Annotated in this window: 11 protein-coding genes and 2 riboswitches; of the genes, 5 read left to right on the top strand and 6 right to left on the bottom strand. The window is 66.7% G+C overall.

Translation table 11 applies throughout. The features are described 5' to 3' along the window. Window positions 1–49 precede the first annotated feature (49 nt). Complete coding sequence (locus ACIQ7H_RS02225; RefSeq protein ID WP_395787938.1) at window positions 50–2,374, top strand: caspase family protein; 2,325 nt, start codon at window positions 50–52, stop codon at window positions 2,372–2,374. Window positions 2,375–2,612: 238 nt separating this feature from the next. On the opposite strand, the gene ACIQ7H_RS02220 is transcribed toward ACIQ7H_RS02225, so the two are convergent. From ACIQ7H_RS02220 to ACIQ7H_RS02210, 3 genes are all read right to left on the bottom strand, one after another. Then, window positions 2,613–3,968, bottom strand: a complete 1,356-nt coding sequence (locus ACIQ7H_RS02220) for a sodium-dependent transporter (protein ID WP_395787936.1) — start codon at window positions 3,966–3,968, stop codon at window positions 2,613–2,615. Between the two features lie 141 nt (window positions 3,969–4,109). After that, complete coding sequence (gene nhaC / locus ACIQ7H_RS02215; RefSeq protein WP_395787934.1) at window positions 4,110–5,567, bottom strand: Na+/H+ antiporter NhaC; 1,458 nt, start codon at window positions 5,565–5,567, stop codon at window positions 4,110–4,112. 222 nt (window positions 5,568–5,789) lie between these two features. After that, on the bottom strand, window positions 5,790–7,919 hold the full coding sequence (locus tag ACIQ7H_RS02210) for a S9 family peptidase (RefSeq protein ID WP_395787932.1): 2,130 nt from the start codon (window positions 7,917–7,919) through the stop codon (window positions 5,790–5,792). Window positions 7,920–8,042: 123 nt separating this feature from the next. Here ACIQ7H_RS02210 and ACIQ7H_RS02205 point away from each other — a divergent pair, with 123 nt between their 5' ends. Continuing rightward, complete coding sequence (locus ACIQ7H_RS02205) at window positions 8,043–8,984, top strand: MBL fold metallo-hydrolase (RefSeq protein ID WP_395787930.1); 942 nt, start codon at window positions 8,043–8,045, stop codon at window positions 8,982–8,984. Then, complete coding sequence (locus ACIQ7H_RS02200) at window positions 8,981–9,586, top strand: Maf family protein (protein WP_395787928.1); 606 nt, start codon at window positions 8,981–8,983, stop codon at window positions 9,584–9,586. Before ACIQ7H_RS02205 ends, ACIQ7H_RS02200 begins: the two co-directional genes overlap by 4 nt. A 103-nt stretch (window positions 9,587–9,689) precedes the next feature. Here ACIQ7H_RS02200 and ACIQ7H_RS02195 read toward each other — a convergent pair whose 3' ends face one another. Then, window positions 9,690–10,874, bottom strand: a complete 1,185-nt coding sequence (locus ACIQ7H_RS02195) for an endonuclease/exonuclease/phosphatase family protein (RefSeq protein ID WP_395787926.1) — start codon at window positions 10,872–10,874, stop codon at window positions 9,690–9,692. Window positions 10,875–10,954: 80 nt separating this feature from the next. Next, a riboswitch (glycine riboswitch) is annotated at window positions 10,955–11,051 on the top strand. Window positions 11,052–11,087: 36 nt separating this feature from the next. Further along, window positions 11,088–11,177, top strand: a riboswitch (glycine riboswitch). A gap of 175 nt (window positions 11,178–11,352) precedes the next feature. On the opposite strand from ACIQ7H_RS02195, the gene gcvP reads away from it, so the two are divergent. Both gcvP and ACIQ7H_RS02185 read left to right on the top strand, forming a co-directional pair. Beyond that, window positions 11,353–14,229 carry an aminomethyl-transferring glycine dehydrogenase gene (gcvP, locus tag ACIQ7H_RS02190; RefSeq protein WP_395787924.1) on the top strand — a complete coding sequence of 959 codons (2,877 nt, stop codon included), beginning with the start codon at window positions 11,353–11,355 and terminating at the stop codon, window positions 14,227–14,229. 362 nt (window positions 14,230–14,591) lie between these two features. Beyond that, the gene (locus tag ACIQ7H_RS02185; RefSeq protein ID WP_395787922.1) at window positions 14,592–14,990 is read left to right on the top strand and encodes a hypothetical protein; all 399 of its coding nucleotides are present in this window, start codon (window positions 14,592–14,594) and stop codon (window positions 14,988–14,990) included. A 265-nt stretch (window positions 14,991–15,255) separates the two neighbouring features. Here the strand turns inward: ACIQ7H_RS02185 and ACIQ7H_RS02180 are convergent, their stop codons facing one another. Continuing rightward, complete coding sequence (locus ACIQ7H_RS02180) at window positions 15,256–15,681, bottom strand: hypothetical protein (RefSeq protein WP_395787920.1); 426 nt, start codon at window positions 15,679–15,681, stop codon at window positions 15,256–15,258. Window positions 15,682–16,168: 487 nt separating this feature from the next. Beyond that, window positions 16,169–16,966, bottom strand: a complete 798-nt coding sequence (locus tag ACIQ7H_RS02175; protein WP_395787918.1) for a DUF1266 domain-containing protein — start codon at window positions 16,964–16,966, stop codon at window positions 16,169–16,171. Window positions 16,967–17,317: the final 351 nt, after the last annotated feature.

The following is a 17,317-nucleotide window of genomic DNA, read 5'->3' as shown; positions in this document are numbered from 1 at the left end:
CAGTATACTCACGCCACTTGCACAGAGCCGGCGACGGCTGGAGGGCGGCATGTCAACGCGAATCCCTGGGCTTCTGCGATCTTTGACGCGTTCCGGCCTGCGGTTCGGGTTGGCGGCTCTGGTCTGGCTGGGAGCGCTCAGTGCTCCGCCGGTGCATGCCCGCAGCGCGGGCGTGGTGCATGCCGAAGACCTGTTTGTTGTCGACTGCCTGCTGCCCGGCCAGATGCGCCGCTTGGGCGGCCAGGCCAACTTCATGTCGGCGCGCCGACCGGTGCGAACCACGCAGGCCGACTGCGCGATCCGTGGCGGTGAGTTTGTCGCCTATGACCGCGCCGACTACCGCACTGCGCTGCAGGTATGGCTGTCGTCAGCCGAGGCCGGCGATGCGGACGCACAGAATCATGTCGGCGAGATTTTCCTGCAGGGCCTCGGGACCACGCCGGATCCTGGCAAGGCGGCCGGCTGGTTCGAGAAAGCCGCAGCGCAGGGCAACCGCCGTGCCCAAGCCAACCTGGCCGTGCTGCTTGAGCAGGGACAGGGCGTTGCCGCCGACCCGCTGCGCGCACTGAATCTCTATCGCGCGTCATCCGGGGCCAGCGACGACTTGCTGTACGCCTCGGTGGTGCGGGTCGAGCTGGCAGCGCGCGATGCCCGAATCGAGCAGCAGGCGGGCCAGATCGAGACTCTCAAGACGCGGGTCCGCGAGCTTGAAGCCGAGCTCGCCGACCGCCGCAGCGAGTACGCCCGCGAACAGGCCGAAGCGCAGCGCCTGCGCGGTGAACTGGTCGCTGTGCGCGATCGCGCCGGCGCCGCCAATGCCAGTTTGGACGCGCAGCGCAGCAGGATTGATCAGCAGGAGGCCGAGCTGCAGCAACTGCGCGAGCGCTTGGCGGCCCAGCAGCGTGCGGTTGAACGTCGCCAGGAGCAGGCGACCGCTTATCAGAACGCAGAAGCGGCCGACCCGACCGCGCTGGCCGAACAGCAACAGCGACTGGCCTCGGCTCTGCAGCAAGGTCAGGCCGCGCTGGAGGGTTTGAATCGTGACCTCGGCCAGGCGCAGTCGGCGGTTGAACAGGAGCGCACCGCCTACACCCAGCGCATCAATGAGCTTGAGAGCGAACTCGACGCCCGCAGCCGCGAAGATTGGGAGCTGATGAAACTGCTGGAGGGCCAGCTGGCCCAGCGCGAGACCGCCCTGCGCGACCAGCAGCTGCAGATCGCCCAGCTGCAGCAGCAGGTGGCGCTTGAGAACGGCAGCCTGCTGGCCTCGCTGTCGCCGCAGCTCGAAGTGATCAGCCCGGCTCTGAGCCTGACCCGCAGCAGCGGCGGCGCCGCCGTTCGCAGTGCAGCCGGTCGTCAGGCGGTGGTGGGAAGGGTCTCATCGCCGCAGTTGATCGAACGGCTGTCGATCAATGATCTGCCAGTGGTGCTGGCCGACAACGGCCTGTTCCGCGGCAGCGTCGAGGTGCCACCAGAAGGCACTGAAGTGCGCATCGAGGCGCTGGGTCGTGGCGGCGAAGTCGCCCAGCTCACGTTCAGCCTGTTGCCCAGCGACAGCCGCGCGAGCACCAGTGCGCGCCCGGCGCTGCGTGCGGGCCAGCTGCCGGCGGATATCAAACTGGGTCGCTTCCATGCACTGGTGATCGGCAACAACAGCTACAGCGATGCGGGCTTTCCTGCCCTTTCCAGCGCGGTCAACGACGCCACCGCCGTGGCCCAGCTGCTGCGCGAGCGCTACGGCTACGAGACCCGGCTGCTGCTCAACGGCAGTCGACTCGACATCCTCTCCGCCCTGGCCGAGCTGCGCGAGCAGCTGAAGCCAGAAGACAACCTGCTGGTGTACTACGCCGGCCACGGCGAACTCAGCGGCGACGGACGCGAGGGCTACTGGATTCCGGTGGATGGGCAGAGCCGCACGCCGACCAGCTGGATCTCCAACCGTGCGATCTCCGATCTGCTGGAGAGCATGCCCTCGAAGCATGTGCTGGTGGTGGCGGATTCCTGTTACGCCGGCGCGCTGGCGGACACCTCGATGCCCGCCTATGGCGCCACCGAACCCGGCGCCGACTGGCCGGCTTGGGTCCGCAGCTTGGTCGACTCACGCTCGCGGCTCGCCTTGACCTCGGGTGGCCTGCAGCCGGTTCCGGATGCGGGCAGCGGTCGCCACTCGTACTTCGCCCGCGCCTTCCTGAATGTGCTGCAGGACAACAACAGGGTCATCGAAGGCGCGCGCCTGTACCGCGAGATCAATTCCGCCTTGGCCCTGGCTGCCCTGGACGCACCGATCTCACAGGTGCCGCAATACGCGCCGATCCAGTTCGCCGGACATCAGGCCGGCGAGTTCTTCTTTCAGCCGACCGCAAGCCAGCGCTGAGATCGTCGCCCTCCAACCGCGCCGTGGCGCCGTTGGAGGGACCGCTGTCATCAAAAGTGCGAGCCGGCGTAAGGCAGAGGTGTGATGTGGAGGGAGCCGGGCCGCGTGTTGGCGCGGTGCGATCGGTGGCCTGGTCGGATGTCGCTTGAGCACGCCAAGCCGCTTGCATCAGCCCCGCCTCAAGCCAAGCTGATCCCGAATCCCGAATCCCGAATCCCGAATCCCGAATCCCCGCCGTTCAACCACTGAACTTCTGCACCAGAATCAGCAGCACCAGCAGCGGTGAGACTACGCGCACGGACCAACGCCACGCGGTGTAGAGCCCATCACTCAGCTGCGAAAGTTCGTTGCGGGTCAGCTTCTGATCCAGAACCCAGCCGGCATAGAGCGCAATCAGCATGCCGCCCAGCGGCAGCATGATGTCAGAGGCGACGAACTCGATCGCACCCTGTAGATCCTTGCCGCCGATCTTCACCTCGCTCCAGACGTTGAAGCCGAGCAAGGTGACGATGCCGATCGCCCACACCAGCAGTCCGGCCAGCATGGCCGCATTCGCCCGCGTCAGCCGGGTGCGCTCGACGAGATACGCGGTCGGCGGCTCCAGCAGCGAGATCGATGAAGTCCAGGCGGCGACCATCAGCAGCAGGAAGAACGCGAGGCCGTAGGCGATACCGCCCCACATATCGGCGAACGCCATCGGCAGCGAGGTGAAGATCAGGCCGGGGCCGCCGCCGGTGGGGCTGATGCCGAAGTTGAACAGCACCGGAAAGATCGCGAGGCCCGCCAGCAGGGCGACGCTGGTATCGGTGATCGCAATCGCGACGCCCGCCTGCGGGATCGACACCGACCGCGGCAGGTACGCACCGTAAGCCATCATGCCCGCAAGGCCGAGGCTCAGCGAGAAGAAGGCCTGGCCAAGCGCAGCCAGCACCACGTCGCCATTGATCTTGCTGAAGTCAGGCGTGAACAGGAATGCTGCCGCCTTGCCGAAGTGGCCGGTACTGACGCCGTAGCCGACCAGGATCAGCAACACCAAGAACAGCGCCGGCATCAGAAACTTGACCGAGCGCTCCAGACCTTTTTCAACGCCCATGGCGACGACGCCAATCGTCAGCACCATGAATACCGAGTGCCAGATCAGCAGCGTCTTCGGCGAACCGAGCATGCCGCCGAAGGTGGCACCGCCATCGGTGATGCCGGGCCCGCCCAACAGCTGCTGCAGGTAGAGCCAGGCGTAGTGCAGCGTCCAGCCCGCGACCACGCTGTAGAAGCTCAAAATCAGAATCGCCGAGATCATGCCCATCACGCCGATCACGGCCCACAGCGGACTGTGGCCGGTTTCGCGGCTGAGTCCGAGCAGGGTGTTGATCGGGCTCTTGCGGCCGTGGCGCCCGATCAGCACTTCGGCGAACAGAATCGGCAGGCCGATCGCCAGGATGCAGGCCAGATACACCAGCACGAAGGCGCCGCCGCCGTTATCGGAGGCAAGATACGGAAACCGCCAGATATTGCCGAGTCCGACCGCCGAGCCGGAGGCGGCAAGGATGAAGGCCATACGTGAGGACCACATGCCGTGGGCCGATTGATTGTCCATGCTTGACTCCGGGGTTCGGCCCGAACGCATTTCAGTGCGCTCGAAGAATTTTGAATGAGCTTTGGTGTGGTTGACGCGGCCCACAGTGACGAAGGCCCTCGCCCTATCGTCCTGCGAGCCCCTCCGTTGCGCGACCTGGGATCAGGTCGCCGGACGCGCCACCAGGATCTTGTAGCCCGCATAGGCCAAGATCGACGCCAGCACCGGGCTGATCAGGTTGAAGAACACGTAGGGCAGGTAGTCGAGTGTGGCCACGCCGAGGGTGGCTGCCATATACGCACCACAGGTGTTCCAGGGCACTAGCGGCGAGGTCAGGGTGCCGCCGTCTTCCAGGGCACGCGACAGGTTCTCTGGCGCCAGCCCACGGCGCTCGTACTCCGGCTTGAACAGCCGCCCGGTCAGCACGATCGCCATGTACTGATCCGCTGCCACCAGGTTGCATCCGAAGGCCGTACCGATGGTGGCGGCGATCAGGCTGCCGGTGCTGCGTGCAAGCGTCAGTACGCCGCGGATCAGCCGCTCCAGCAGCCCGGCGGCCTCCATCACCGCACCGAAGGCCATCGCGCAAATGATCAGCCAGACCGTATTGAGCATGCTCGACATGCCCCCGCGACTGATCAGTTCATCGACCGCCGCGTTGCCAGTCTCGGCGGCATAGCCATCGAACAGCGCCTTCCAGGCGCCCGACAACAGGGCCCACGGCCGCGACAACGCCTCGGCATCAGCCAGGGCGACCACGCGATCGGGCTGGAACACGACCGCGAACACGGCGCCCAGCAGCGCACCAATCAGGATGGTCGGATAGGCCGGAAAGCGCTTCACGGCCAGCACGAACACCACCAACAGCGGAATCAGCAGATGCAGACCCAAGTTGAAGTGGCCGTGCATGATCGTGGCCAGGTCGCCGAAATCCGCTTCGCCGCTTCCGGCTGACGTGCCCAGCCCGACCGCGGTGAAAATCAGCATCGCGATCGCGAAGGCGGGCACGGTCGTCCATGCCATGTGCCGCACATGCGCGAACAGCTCGCTGCCGGCGGCGGCGGGGGCGAGGTTGGTGGTGTCGGAGAGGGGCGATAGCTTGTCGCCGAAGTAGGCGCCGGAAATGATTGCGCCGGCGGTGATCTCCGGCGACATGCCCAGGCCACTGGCAACGCCCATCAGAGCGACACCGAGCGTGCCGGCCACAGTCCATGAGCTGCCAATCGCCAGGGAGACCAGTCCGCACACCAGGCAGGCGGCCGGGTAAAAGAAGCTCGGATGCATCAGCTTCAAACCGTAGACGATCAGAGCGGGCACCGTGCCGGAAAGAATCCAGGTGCCGATCAGCGCGCCGACCGCGAGCAGGATCAGCAGCGCGGGTGTGGCAAGGGCCACACCGCGCACGATGGCCTGCTGGATGTCATCCCAGCGCATACCGTTGCGCAGGCCGACCAAGGCTGCGATGGCCCCGGCCAGCAACAGTGCGATCTGGTTGGCGCCGTAGGATGAGTTGTCCTGGTAGAGGTACACGCCAGCGGCCAGCGCTGCGATCAAGAAGGCAAGCGGCGCAAGCGCCTGAAGCAGGCTCGGCGCCCGCAGTGGCGCGGTGGTATCAGACATGCCCATCCCCGTGTAGTGCAGTTGCAACCGGCTGGCGCGCGGCGCGTCCTGCGCCGTTGGCTCTGTATGCACGGCGAGCAGTCTGTGCGCTCATCCGGCGGCCGGCCTCCACCCCCGTGGAGGCGCGAGTGTAGCAGCGGGGGTCAGCGGCGCTTGCCGCCGACGGCAGCACCCAGATGAGTGAGTGCTTCACTCGTGCGCGTCCGGCTTGATGTGTCACGTCTACGGCGTTTCCGTCGCGGCCGCCGGCCGATCACCGGCCTCACCGCGATAGCGCTCGAACCAGCCCAGCGTGTTCAGCACCTGCGCCAGCAGATGGCTGGGCCGCGCGTTGATGCCATGGCCGGCGCCGGGGATACGCAGCATCGCGGCCGGTACGCCGCGCAGCTTCAGCGCCTGGTAGTACTGCTCGGTCTCCGAGATCGGCGTGCGGTAATCGTCCTCACCCGTCACCAGCATCGTCGGCGTGTTCACCTGGCCGACCAGCGACAGCGGCGAGCGCTTCCAGTAATGCATCGGGTCTTCCCAGGGCATGGCCGGGAACCAGTACTGCGAGAACAGCGGATAGAAGTCAGCGGTCAGCACGAAGCTGGTCCAGTTGATCACCGGCTTGGCCACCACCGCGGCGCGGAAGCGGTCGGTCTTGCCGATGATCCAGGCGGTGAGCACGCCGCCGCCGGAGCCGCCGGTGACGTAGAGCTGCTGAGGGTCGACATAGCCGCGTGCGATCACCGCGTCGACCGCGCTGATCAGGTCGTCGTAGTCCTGGCTCGGATAGTTGTGATGAATATGGTCGGCAAAGGCCTGGCCGTAGCTGCTGCTGCCGCGCGGGTTCGAATACAGCACGACATAGCCGGCGCTCGCATACAGCTGCACTTCGGGCGCGAAGCGCGGGCCGTAGTTGGCATAGGGGCCGCCGTGGATTTCCAGCAGCAGCGGATACTTCTTGGCCGGATCGAAATCCGGTGGCAGCACCACCCAGCTCTGGATGTCGAGGCCGTCATGGCTGGACTGGGTCCAGATTTCCTCCACCGCGCCGAGCTGCCGGTGCGGCAGCAGATCGGCATTGAGATCGGTGAGCGTACGCGCGCGACCACGGTCGATCAGGCCGACTTCTGCCGGTGCCAGCGCGGTGCCGCGGGTGTAGGCGACGCGCTCGCCGGCCACGCTGAAACTGCCGCCCGGGTACGGCCGTCCCATCGCCGTACCGCCGAGATCGTCGACCAGTTCCTCGACCTTGCCGCCGCCGGCAGGAATGCGGCCGATCCGGGTCTTGCCCTGGCGATCGAAGCTGAAATAGATGAAGCGACCGCGACCGTCCCAGCTCGGGCTCTCTACCGCGTAGTCGAAGTCGGCGGCGAGTGCGCGGCTGTTGCCCGTGCTCAGGTCCAATACGTAGAGCCCGGTCTGCTGATAGCCCATGCGGCGGTCGTCGAAACCGAGGTAGGCGACGGATTTGCCGTCGGGCGACAGCACCGGCTGCATGTCCGGGCCGACGCGCTGGGTCAGCGCAGTGGCGCGGCCATCGGCGATCTCGATCCGATACAGCTCGCTTTCCATCGGATTGAGCTTGGCGTTGTCGGCGTAATTCGCCGACACCAGCAGCGCCTTGCCGTCGGCGGTCCAAACCGGCCGGCCGCGGTGATTGACCTTGCCCTGGCTGATCTGGCGCGGCGTGCCGCCTTCGGCTGAGAGCACGAACAGATGCGAATAGCCCGCCTCCAGATAACCGCGTCCGTCGGCGCGATAGCCGACATCCTCGATCAGCTTGGCCGCCGGCGCCCAGGTCGCGCCCTCGGGCTTGGCCGGCAGCGTGGCCAGCGAGGACGGCGCCTCCGGCACCTGCAGCGTGAACGCCAGCCAGCGGCCGTCCGGCGACCAGCTCAGGTTGGAGGGGCTGCGCTCAAGCTGGGTCAGCTGGGCGCTTTCGCCGCTGTCCATCCAGCGCACCCACACCTGCGAGCTGCCGTCGCGGGCGCTGACCCACACCAGCCGATCGCCATTCGGCGACCACAGCGCCGGGCCGTCGCCGCTGCGGCCGGTGGTCAAAGGGCGATGGGTGTCGCGCTGCAGATCCAGCAGCCACAGATGGCCTCGACGAAGGTCGTTCATGCGATCGAAGTGGTTGCGCAGATACACCAGTTGACGGCCATCCGGCGACAGCTCGGGCTGGCTGGCCCACTCCAGCTCGAAGATATCCGGCGGCATCAGCGGTGAAGGTGCTTCCGCGCAGGCCGGAAGCGCCAGCGCCAGCCCCACGATGCCTCCGACAACGGCGGCGCCGACGCGCGCCAGCATCTGGGTGAGATCCAACAGGGCAGGGCGACGGGCAGGGGGCTGCAGCAGGGGCATCAGGACTCTCCTCGGAACGCAGTGGAAAGCCTAGGCCAGCGAGTCGCGTGATGAGTGTGCGGATAGTCCTGTCGGGCGCCGCCCCAAGCATCGCTATGATCGACAGCCACCCGGGAGACCCACATGAGCGAAGCGCACGGCATCCACACCATCGACACCGGCTTCCACCGGCCACAGTTCGATGCGGCCTATCTGGTCGTGGAGAGCGGCCGCGCCGCCTTCATCGACTGCGGACTCAACAGCTCGGTGCCGCGGCTGATGGCCGCGCTGGCGGAGGCACAGGTGGCGCCGGACGCCGTCGATTGGTTGATCCTGACCCATGTCCATCTCGACCACGCCGGTGGCACCGGCCTGCTACTGCAGCAGTTGCCGAACGCGCGCCTGCTGGTGCATCCGCGCGGTGCGCGCCACATGATCGACCCCAGCAAGCTGATCGCTGGCGCCAGCGCGGTGTACGGTGCTGACGAGGTCACCCGCACCTACGGCGAGTTGCAGCCGGTTGATCCAGCTCGGGTGACGGAAGCCGTGGATGGCTATGCCGTCGATCTTGCCGGGCGTGAGTTGCTGTGCCTGGATGCGCCTGGCCATGCCCGCCACCACATCGTGATTTTCGACCAGCGCAGCGGCTGTTTCTTTACCGGCGACACCTTCGGCCTGAGCTACCGCGAGCTCGACAGCGCGCGCGGCGCCTTCATCCTGCCGACCAGCACGCCGGTGCAGTTCGAACCCGAGCCGCTGAAGGCTTCGATCGCGCGGATGCTGTCCTACCAGCCGGCGGGGATGTACCTGACCCACTTCGGCCGGGTGGAGCCACCGGCGCGGCTGGCGGAGGATCTGGTCGAGCAGATCGATGCGATGGTGGCGATCGCTGGAGCGGCCAGCGCGCTGGCTGGGCAGGCACGTCATGCGGCTCTGTGTGCCGGACTCGAGCAGCTCTATGCCGATCGCGCCGAGGCGCATGGCTGCGAACCAACGCGCAAGGACGTGATCGCCATTCTGTCCATGGACATCGAGCTCAATGCGCAGGGCCTCGGCGTGTGGATTGACCGGGAGGCGGGCGCATGAGCGGCGTGCTGTATCTGGCCTCGAAGTCGCCGCGCCGGCGCGAACTGCTGGGCCAACTCGGCATTGCCCACGTGGTGTTGGAGGTCGACGTACCCGAGGAGCGCGCGGCCGGAGAGTGCCCGCTCGACTACGTGCAGCGCGTCGCCCGCGACAAGGCCGAGGCCGGTTGGCTGCGCGTTGGCCAGCAGCCGCTGGCGCGCGTGCTGTCGGCCGACACCGAGGTGGTGCTGGACGACGAAGTGTTCGGCAAGCCGGTAGACGCACTCGATGCCGCCGCGATGCTGAGACGACTCTCGGGCCGCCGGCATCTGGCCGTGTCGGCAGTCTGCCTTGCCGACGCCAACGGTCTGCGCGAGGAACTGTGCGAAACCTGGGTCGAGTTCGATCCGCTCAGCGAGCGGGACATCGCCGGCTACATCGACAGCGGCGAATGCTTCGGCAAAGCCGGCGCCTACGCGATCCAGGGCCGTGCCGGCGCCTTCATCAAGCGCATCGAGGGCAGCTACAGCGGGGTGATGGGTTTGCCGCTGTTCGAGACGGCAAGGCTGCTTTGCTGGGCGGAGTCGGGAGTCGGGAGTCGGGGCTTGCGGCTCAGGCGTTGAGTGACAGCTGCCGCCGCGAACGATAAACAGTGGCTCCGCAGCCAGGCATTCGAACATCCGGCACGCTGCCGACCGATGCCAATCCCGCATCCCGAAGCACCAGTCAATCCGCAGTCCCCGCACCGAGTTCCATCCACACCATCCGGTGGTCGCTGGCGCTGACCCAGTCGCTGCCGGGTTCGCCGCGTTTGGGCCAGAACACGCCGTTGGCGAGAACCGTCAGGCCGCGCGAGGGCAGGGCGTAGTCGACGCGGAGATTGCCGATGCGGTCGCCGAAGTTCGCTGTATCGGTTGCATCGGCCAGTTCGGCGCCATTGTCCGGCAGGAAAGTCAGCGATGCGTCTTCGCTGCCTTTGCTGACCGGCGCCTGCCCGGATTGCACGCGCGGGTGATTGAGCAGGACCTGGATCGCACCCGGCTGGCTGCTGCCTTCCTTTGGGTCGGCATTCAAGTCGCCGACGATCACGAACCGTGCATCGGCCGCCAGCCCGCCGCGGCGGCCCTGGTCATCGACCATCCAGTCGGCACCATTCAAGTACTCGGCCCACAGGCGGATCTCGTCGGCATTGCGCACCACATTGCGCCGTTCTGGCCCATCGAAGGCCGGCGGCGTCGGGTGTGCGGCCAGCAGGTGGATGCGGCCCAGCGGAGTGTCGATCGGCAGGTCCCAGTGCGACTTCGACGACAGTCGCAGCTGTGCCCAGATCTCTGGCGCGTACCAGGGCTCGCCGCTGTCGGGATCCAGTGGCCCGCGAGCGTTCGGCAGTTCGGCCCAGCGCAACTTCTGGAAGGTGCGCGCGTCGGCGGCGTCGATCGGAAATCGAGATAGCACCAGCATGCCGTACTGCCCCGGGTGGGCACCGAAACCCCAGGCGTCGCCCGGCCCATCGCTGCGGCCATCGCCGGTGAGGTCGAGCCCGCTGGGCACGCCTGTGTTGACCTCGGCACTGAAGTGGTATCGGTACTCGATCGGCGCTTCGCCAAACTGGCCGACGGCGAGATAGCGTTCGCGGAACAGCTGGCCGGCGCGGCCTTCGGCATCGAAGTCGATCTCGTTGAGCAACAGAACATCGGGCCGCACGCGCTGGATGACGGCGGCCAAGCGGCGCGCGACCGGGTCATCGGCCTGCAGTCGCGCGATCACCCCGCCGGCGAGATCGTCGTTCAGGGCGATGTTGTACGTCGCCACGCGGATGTGGGGCGGTGGCGCGTTGCTGGTGCTGGTGCTGGTGCCACAGCTGGCCAGACCGAGCACGACAGTGGCTGCCAGCAGATTCAAGGCATGCATACGGGGCTCCAAGGAAGGCGCCGAGCATAGCCCAAGGCCGATGACTACCGCCCCGCGACAGACCTGCGTGCTACCATCCGCGCCGCCACGCGGGAGAGACCCGGCTTGCATGCAAGCACGGGCGCCGAAGGAGCAACCGCCCCGGAAACTCTCAGGCAAAAGGACCGGGTGGCCCGGATCTGCATCGGCTTTGATGGCCTGTGCCGACCCACGCAGCAAGCATCTGGAGAGAGACCGTCGCGCGGTTCTGCGCCGGTCCGCCGACGGGATAACGCTCTCAGGCGAACAGACAGATGGGGCGCCCAAACCGGACGGGTCTGCGTCCGGTCTACGAGCGCCGCCCCGTGTCCGATGCCCTGCAACTTCCTCGCTATCGACGCTGTGCCCGTGCCTCGCACGCGCCTGCGCTTGGGCGCGGCAGGATCATCGACCGTGCGGCGTTCGCCTCCCTTCGATCTCCGCCCCAGGTGCCCGCGCCATGAGCTCCACTGTCCATTTGCGTCAGCCGCACGTTGCCCGCGATTTCACTGACCGCCACATCGGCCCCTCACCGCAGGACATCCGCGAAATGCTCGAGGCCGTCGGCAGCGACAGCCTGGAGACCCTGATGGCCCAGACCCTGCCGGCCTCGATTCGCCAGCAGTTTCCGCTGCGTGGCATGGAGCCGATGTCCGAGGTCGAAGCACTGGAGCGCCTGCGCAAGATTGCCGGCCGCAATCAGGTGTTCACCTCACTGATCGGGCAGGGCTACCACGGCACCCTGACCCCGCCGGTGATCCTCCGCAATATTCTCGAGAACCCGGCCTGGTACACGGCGTACACGCCCTACCAACCGGAGATCAGCCAGGGCCGGCTTGAGGCGCTGCTGAACTTCCAGACCCTGATCACCGAGCTCACCGGGCTGGACGTCGCCAACGCTTCGCTGCTGGATGAAGCGACCGCCGCCGCCGAAGCGATGGCCGTTGCACAGCGCGTGGCGAAGTCCAAGGCCAAGGCCTTCTTCATCGATGCCGCCTGCCACCCGCAGAGCATCGCGGTGATGCGCACCCGCGCCGAGCCGCTGGGCTGGCAACTGATCATCGGCAATCCCGAAACCGATCTCGACGCCAGCGCGGTATTCGGCGCGATCCTGCAGTACCCCGACACCTTTGGCGCGATCCGCGACCCGCGCGCGGTGATCCAAAGGCTGCACGCCGTGGGCGCGATCGCGGTGATGGCGGCGGATCCACTTGCGCTGACCCTGCTGACCCCGCCCGGCGAGCTGGGCGCGGATATCGCCATCGGCAGCACGCAGCGGTTTGGTGTGCCGATGGGCTACGGCGGCCCGCACGCGGCCTACATGGCGGTGCGCGACGCCATCAAGCGTTCGATTCCGGGCCGGCTGATCGGCGTGTCCGTGGATTCGCGCGGTGAGCCCGCCTATCGACTGGCCCTGCAAACCCGCGAGCAGCACATCCGGCGCGACAAGGCGACCTCGAACATCTGCACCGCCCAGGTGCTGTTGGCCGTGGTGGCCTCGATGTACGCCGTCTACCACGGGCCGGAAGGCCTGGCCCGAATCGCCCACCAGGTGCACCGCCGCACTGCGACCCTCGCCGAAGGTCTGCGTCGGCTGGGCTTCGTGCCCGAGCAGTCGGCCTTCTTCGATGCGATCACGGTCGATGTCGGCAGCCATCGCGCGGCGATCGTGGAGCACGCACTGGCCGCACGCTTGAACCTGCGCCTGATCGGCGACAGCCGGATCGGCATCGCGCTGGACGAAACCACCACCGCGGCCCATGTGGAGGCACTGTGGACAGTGTTTGGCCGCAGCCTGAATTTCGCGGCGATCGAAGAGAACGCCGCCTCGTCGATTCCGGAATCGCTGCAGCGCCACGGGCCGTGCCTGAAGCACCCGGTGTTCAGCCGCTACCGCTCCGAGACCGAGCTGCTGCGCTACATGCGCAAGCTGTCCGACCGCGACCTTGCGCTGGACCGCGCGATGATCCCGCTCGGCAGCTGCACGATGAAATTGAACGCCACCGCCGAGATGATCCCGATCACTTGGCCCGAGTTCGGCGCCCTGCATCCGTTCGCGCCGGCCGACCAGACCCATGGCTACCGCGAGCTGTTCGAAGACCTCAAAAAGTGGCTGGTCGAGATCACCGGCTATGACGCGGTCAGCCTGCAGCCGAACTCCGGCGCGCAGGGCGAATACGCGGGCCTGCTGGCGATCCGCGGCTACCACCTCTCGCGCGGCGACAGCCACCGTAAGGTCTGCTTGATTCCGTCGTCCGCGCACGGCACCAACCCGGCCTCGGCGCAGATGGTCGGCATGGATGTGGTGGTGGTCGAATGCGACGCCGAAGGCAATGTCGACGTCGACGATCTGCGCGCCAAGGCCGAGAAGCACAGCGCGAACGTGGCGGCCTTGATGGTCACCTATCCCTCCACCCACGGCGTGTTCGAAGAGCGCATCCGCGAGATCTGCGAGATTGTTCACGCGCATGGCGGCCAGGTCTATCTCGATGGCGCCAACATGAATGCGCAGGTCGGCCTGTCGCGCCCGGGCGACTACGGCGCCGACGTCAGCCATCTGAACCTGCACAAGACCTTCTGCATCCCGCACGGCGGCGGCGGCCCCGGCATGGGCCCGATCGGCGTCAAGGCACATCTGATTCCATTCCTGCCCGGACATCCGGAGCTCGACGGTGGCAAGGCGCCAGTGGGGCCAGTCTCGGCCGCGCCGTTTGGTTCCTCCTCGATCCTGCCGATCAGCTACGCCTACATCCTGATGATGGGCGGCGAGGGCCTTAAAAAAGCCACCGAGGTCGCGATCCTGTCGGCCAACTACATCGCCGATCGCCTGCAGCCGCATTTTCCGACCCTGTACCGCAACCACAACGGTCGCGTCGCCCACGAGTGCATCATCGACCCGCGCCCGCTGAAGGACAGCTGCGGCGTCAGCGTCGACGACATCGCCAAGCGCCTGATCGACTACGGTTTCCATGCGCCGACCATGAGCTTCCCGGTGGTCGGCACGCTGATGATCGAACCGACCGAGTCCGAGGCCAAGGTCGAGATCGACCGCTTCTGCGACGCGATGATCGCGATCCGCCGCGAGATCGCCGAGGTCGAGGCCGGCCGCTTCAGCATCGAGCAGAGCCCGCTGCGGCACGCGCCGCACACCGTGCACGATCTGGTCGATGCCGACTGGAACCGCGCCTACAGCCGCGAGGAGGCGGTGTTCCCTGCCGGCGTCGCCCGCACCGACAAATACTGGTGCCCGGTCGGCCGCGTCGACAACGTCTACGGCGACCGCAACCTGATGTGCACCTGCCCGAGCCCGGAGGCGTATCGGGACGAAGCGGCTTGATGGCTTGAAGGGCCTGCGCTGGGCGTCGACATGGCGCTCGGCGCGGAGCGCCTCCCCGAGAGCGGTCGCGGCGGTGCGGCTGAGAGCGCACCTGACGTTCTGCGTCCTGGGTTGAAGTTTCCGCGACGAAGCCTCGGATCCGTCGGCAAGGAGTTCTGCCGGCAGCTCTCGTGGGTCAATGAAGATGAGCGCCGCGTGCGTGATGCTGGCCGGGATCGTGTTGTCGTGCGGCTTGGCTACGCTGGCGAGTGGCGGCAACGTCGCTGGACCATTGGGCGGGAAGACGGTCTGCAGGTGTGGGGCTTTCCGCTGAAGTAACATCGGCGGCCCACTGGCCTGATTCACCTCCCTTGGAGAACCGAATGCCGAACCTCTTGAAGAAGGTCGTCCAGGCTGCAAGCAAGCTGAGCCAAGGCCTGAGCCAGCAGCAGCTGCGGGAAGTCTGGCCGGTTGCGCAGAAGATCGGGGCAGCCTCAGAACTGCACGGGGTATGGACCCATGAGGACGGCACCCGCGGCTTTCTGGAACTCACGATCACCCTGCGCCCCGACGGTACCGGACGCTATTCCAGCACGCAGCGCGAGGGCATGGACTGGACGCTCGAGTACGGCCTTGAGGACTCGGAGCTGACGCTTGCCCTGGAGGCTGTGGACAGCGATGGCATCCGCTACCAGACTCAGGAGGCGCGCCTGCTGGAAGGTAAGCTGCTACTCAAGTCGGACAGCGGTCACATCGGCATCTTCGTGCGCACCGGCGCCTGAGGGCGTGCGAGCCGCGGACAGAACGCATTGCCCTTCCCACGGTGGTGTTGAACCGTGAGATCGAAGGACGCCAGAGCCCCGGACTGCGCAATAGGTGAAAGTGGCGCTGATCGCCGGCGATGGCCTCAAGAAAGCCACCGAGAACGCCTACGGCGACCGCAAGCTTTCGGGGGGCAGCCATAGCCAGTCGAGGCCGGAGCTCATCGGCGGCGGGCGCGCAGCGATGCGCCGTCTACGCCACCCGTCTGGGCACTGCCTGCCCGACTCAATCCCCAGCGCCTGCCGCCGCGAACGACTCGATGAGCTGATCGGAGCTGACCAGTCCCTGCATTCTGCTGAGCACACTGCCATCCGGCGCAAACAACAGCAGTTGGGTGGCACTCGCCTGATGCTCACGCATGAACTGCTGCCCCTCAGGTCGGCCGACATCCGCGATCAGGAAATGCAGGGCATCGCCGAGCCTCTCCCGCGCCGCGTCCAGTTCCCGGGTCTGCTGGTTGCTCACGATGAGGTTCGGATCGTAGACGAACACCATAGCGGGCTTGCCTGCACCGATCTTGCTCAGGTCCGTATCGAACCCTCGCGGCAGGCTCATCACCACTATCCCCAGCAGCGCTACAAGGAGGGCCGTGATTGCGATGCGCTGCCAGGCATTGTTGCGTCTTTCGATGCCCTGAGTGGGTTCATTCATGGAGATTTCCTTGCAGGTGTTTTGAAGGCGGAAACGGGGAGCCGCTGAACGAACGCGCAGCGTCTACCTTGCGTGCCTCCAGGCGGCTTCTGGGGCCGCCGAAGTTGCGGCATGGGGTGCTCGTCGGACTCCTCCAACACACGGCGTATCGCTATCGACCCACAGCGCAAGCGGAGACGGGCGATCAGCATGGCATGCAGTGAACTGTTCGGTCTTCCGTCGAGCGGCCGGGCCCTCGGAACGCGGTCGCAGTCTATCGAGCCGGTCCGCCCGAGTTTAGCTTCGTTGCGCCCTGCGCCCCATGGGCTTGTGGAGCTTCGGTCCGCGACGTCGCGGCCGCGAGAGTCCCGCCCGATGTGTGAATGGCGTAGACAGGTCTGTGGTCCGTCTTCAAGCGCATCAACGATCGCTACGCACGCACGGTGACCGGCGCAGTGCCGGTCACTGCCAGTCGCCACATCGGATCAGGACATCGGGCGGTGGACGTTCAGCGAAACCACCCGCATCGCAGCCACGGACTGCGCGGATTGCGCAGCAGTTCTTCGACGACCCGGACCATGCCTTCGAAGTCGGGATCGTCGACGCCGCCCCAAAGCGCCCGACCCAGCAGGTAGCTGCTGGCGAACTCGCGCCAAGAGGCAAACGCGCGTTGCGACACGAAGGCCGCCATCCGGATCATGGCCATGGCTTCGCTGCGATTGAAGTAGCCGGCACCGAAGGCGACGCGGCTGACCACCACCGCCCGCCCCAGGTCATAGGCGCGCGTGCCGCGATCGACATCGGCCTGGGTGACGAGAAAGCCCAGCGCCTCCAGCCGCGCGATCGCCTCCGGATGGTGGGCGATGAACCCGCCCAGCTCCGGGTTGCGCTGCATGTCATCGACGAAGACCTGCTCCAGATGCTCGCGACTGGCGTCGGGATCGCCCTCGGCGGCTGCCTCGATGAGCAGGTCGAAGGTCGCGGAATGGCCTTCCATCAGCAGCGACTGCACTGCCTCCCGCGCCTGCACCGCGTTCCGTGTGTTCCACGAGCCCGCCAGCCACGCACGCATCTCCGCGCGCGGCTTGTGCGGATCAAGCGTGTTGACGGGAAACGCATTGTTCACGCCAAGCACCGCCCCCACCGCGAGCTCGCGGGTGAGGTCGAGATTTTCGGGCACGTCAGACGCCTCGGGGAACCACGCAGCCCAGCGTTCATCCGAGCGCTGCCAGCGTCGCTTCGCCATCCAGGCGGAGCTTGCGGCGAGCACGAGACCGGCAGCAGTGCCGGCGATGATCTGCATCATCTGCGAGTCTTGCATGGCTTCAGTTTGCGGTTGGGGAAACGTCGAGCTTTGACCGTTTCCAGTATCGACGATCTGTGCTTCCCACGGAGTCGCTGGCCCGAGCTGCCGCGAGGCGCGAGGCTGCCAGCAGCGCCCGGCTTCCAAGCTTCGATGGCGTGCCTGTCGTTGAGCCTGCTGGGGCAGGGGGACTGGTCGGCAGCACGCTCTTCTCTCGGAGGGCTCTGGTCGTGGGCATGCCGCGAGTTCGCGCTGTTCTGACCCACGCTTGGCGCGCGCGCCTCTCCCTTGCGCGCGAGGGTGGGCTGCCATCGCTCTGCCTTCGTCGCGGATCCGCAAGGCCAGGGGCGTTCT

Origin of the sequence: Aquimonas sp. (genome assembly GCF_044377145.1) — a bacterium.
In the GTDB taxonomy this organism is placed as follows: Bacteria; Pseudomonadota; Gammaproteobacteria; order Xanthomonadales; family Xanthomonadaceae; genus Aquimonas.
The sequence above is the reverse complement of the archived record's forward strand: the minus strand, read 5'-3'. Positions and strand labels throughout refer to the sequence as shown.

Coding starts and splice junctions, on each gene's coding strand:
- ACIQ7H_RS02225 (WP_395787938.1), top strand. CDS start 50: ATGTCAACGCGAATCCCTGGGCTTCTGCGATCTTTGACGCGTTCCGGC.
- ACIQ7H_RS02220 (WP_395787936.1), bottom strand. CDS start 3,968: ATGGACAATCAATCGGCCCACGGCATGTGGTCCTCACGTATGGCCTTC.
- nhaC (WP_395787934.1), bottom strand. CDS start 5,567: ATGTCTGATACCACCGCGCCACTGCGGGCGCCGAGCCTGCTTCAGGCG.
- ACIQ7H_RS02210 (WP_395787932.1), bottom strand. CDS start 7,919: ATGCCCCTGCTGCAGCCCCCTGCCCGTCGCCCTGCCCTGTTGGATCTC.
- ACIQ7H_RS02205 (WP_395787930.1), top strand. CDS start 8,043: ATGAGCGAAGCGCACGGCATCCACACCATCGACACCGGCTTCCACCGG.
- ACIQ7H_RS02200 (WP_395787928.1), top strand. CDS start 8,981: ATGAGCGGCGTGCTGTATCTGGCCTCGAAGTCGCCGCGCCGGCGCGAA.
- ACIQ7H_RS02195 (WP_395787926.1), bottom strand. CDS start 10,874: ATGCATGCCTTGAATCTGCTGGCAGCCACTGTCGTGCTCGGTCTGGCC.
- gcvP (WP_395787924.1), top strand. CDS start 11,353: ATGAGCTCCACTGTCCATTTGCGTCAGCCGCACGTTGCCCGCGATTTC.
- ACIQ7H_RS02185 (WP_395787922.1), top strand. CDS start 14,592: ATGCCGAACCTCTTGAAGAAGGTCGTCCAGGCTGCAAGCAAGCTGAGC.
- ACIQ7H_RS02180 (WP_395787920.1), bottom strand. CDS start 15,681: ATGAATGAACCCACTCAGGGCATCGAAAGACGCAACAATGCCTGGCAG.
- ACIQ7H_RS02175 (WP_395787918.1), bottom strand. CDS start 16,966: ATGATGCAGATCATCGCCGGCACTGCTGCCGGTCTCGTGCTCGCCGCA.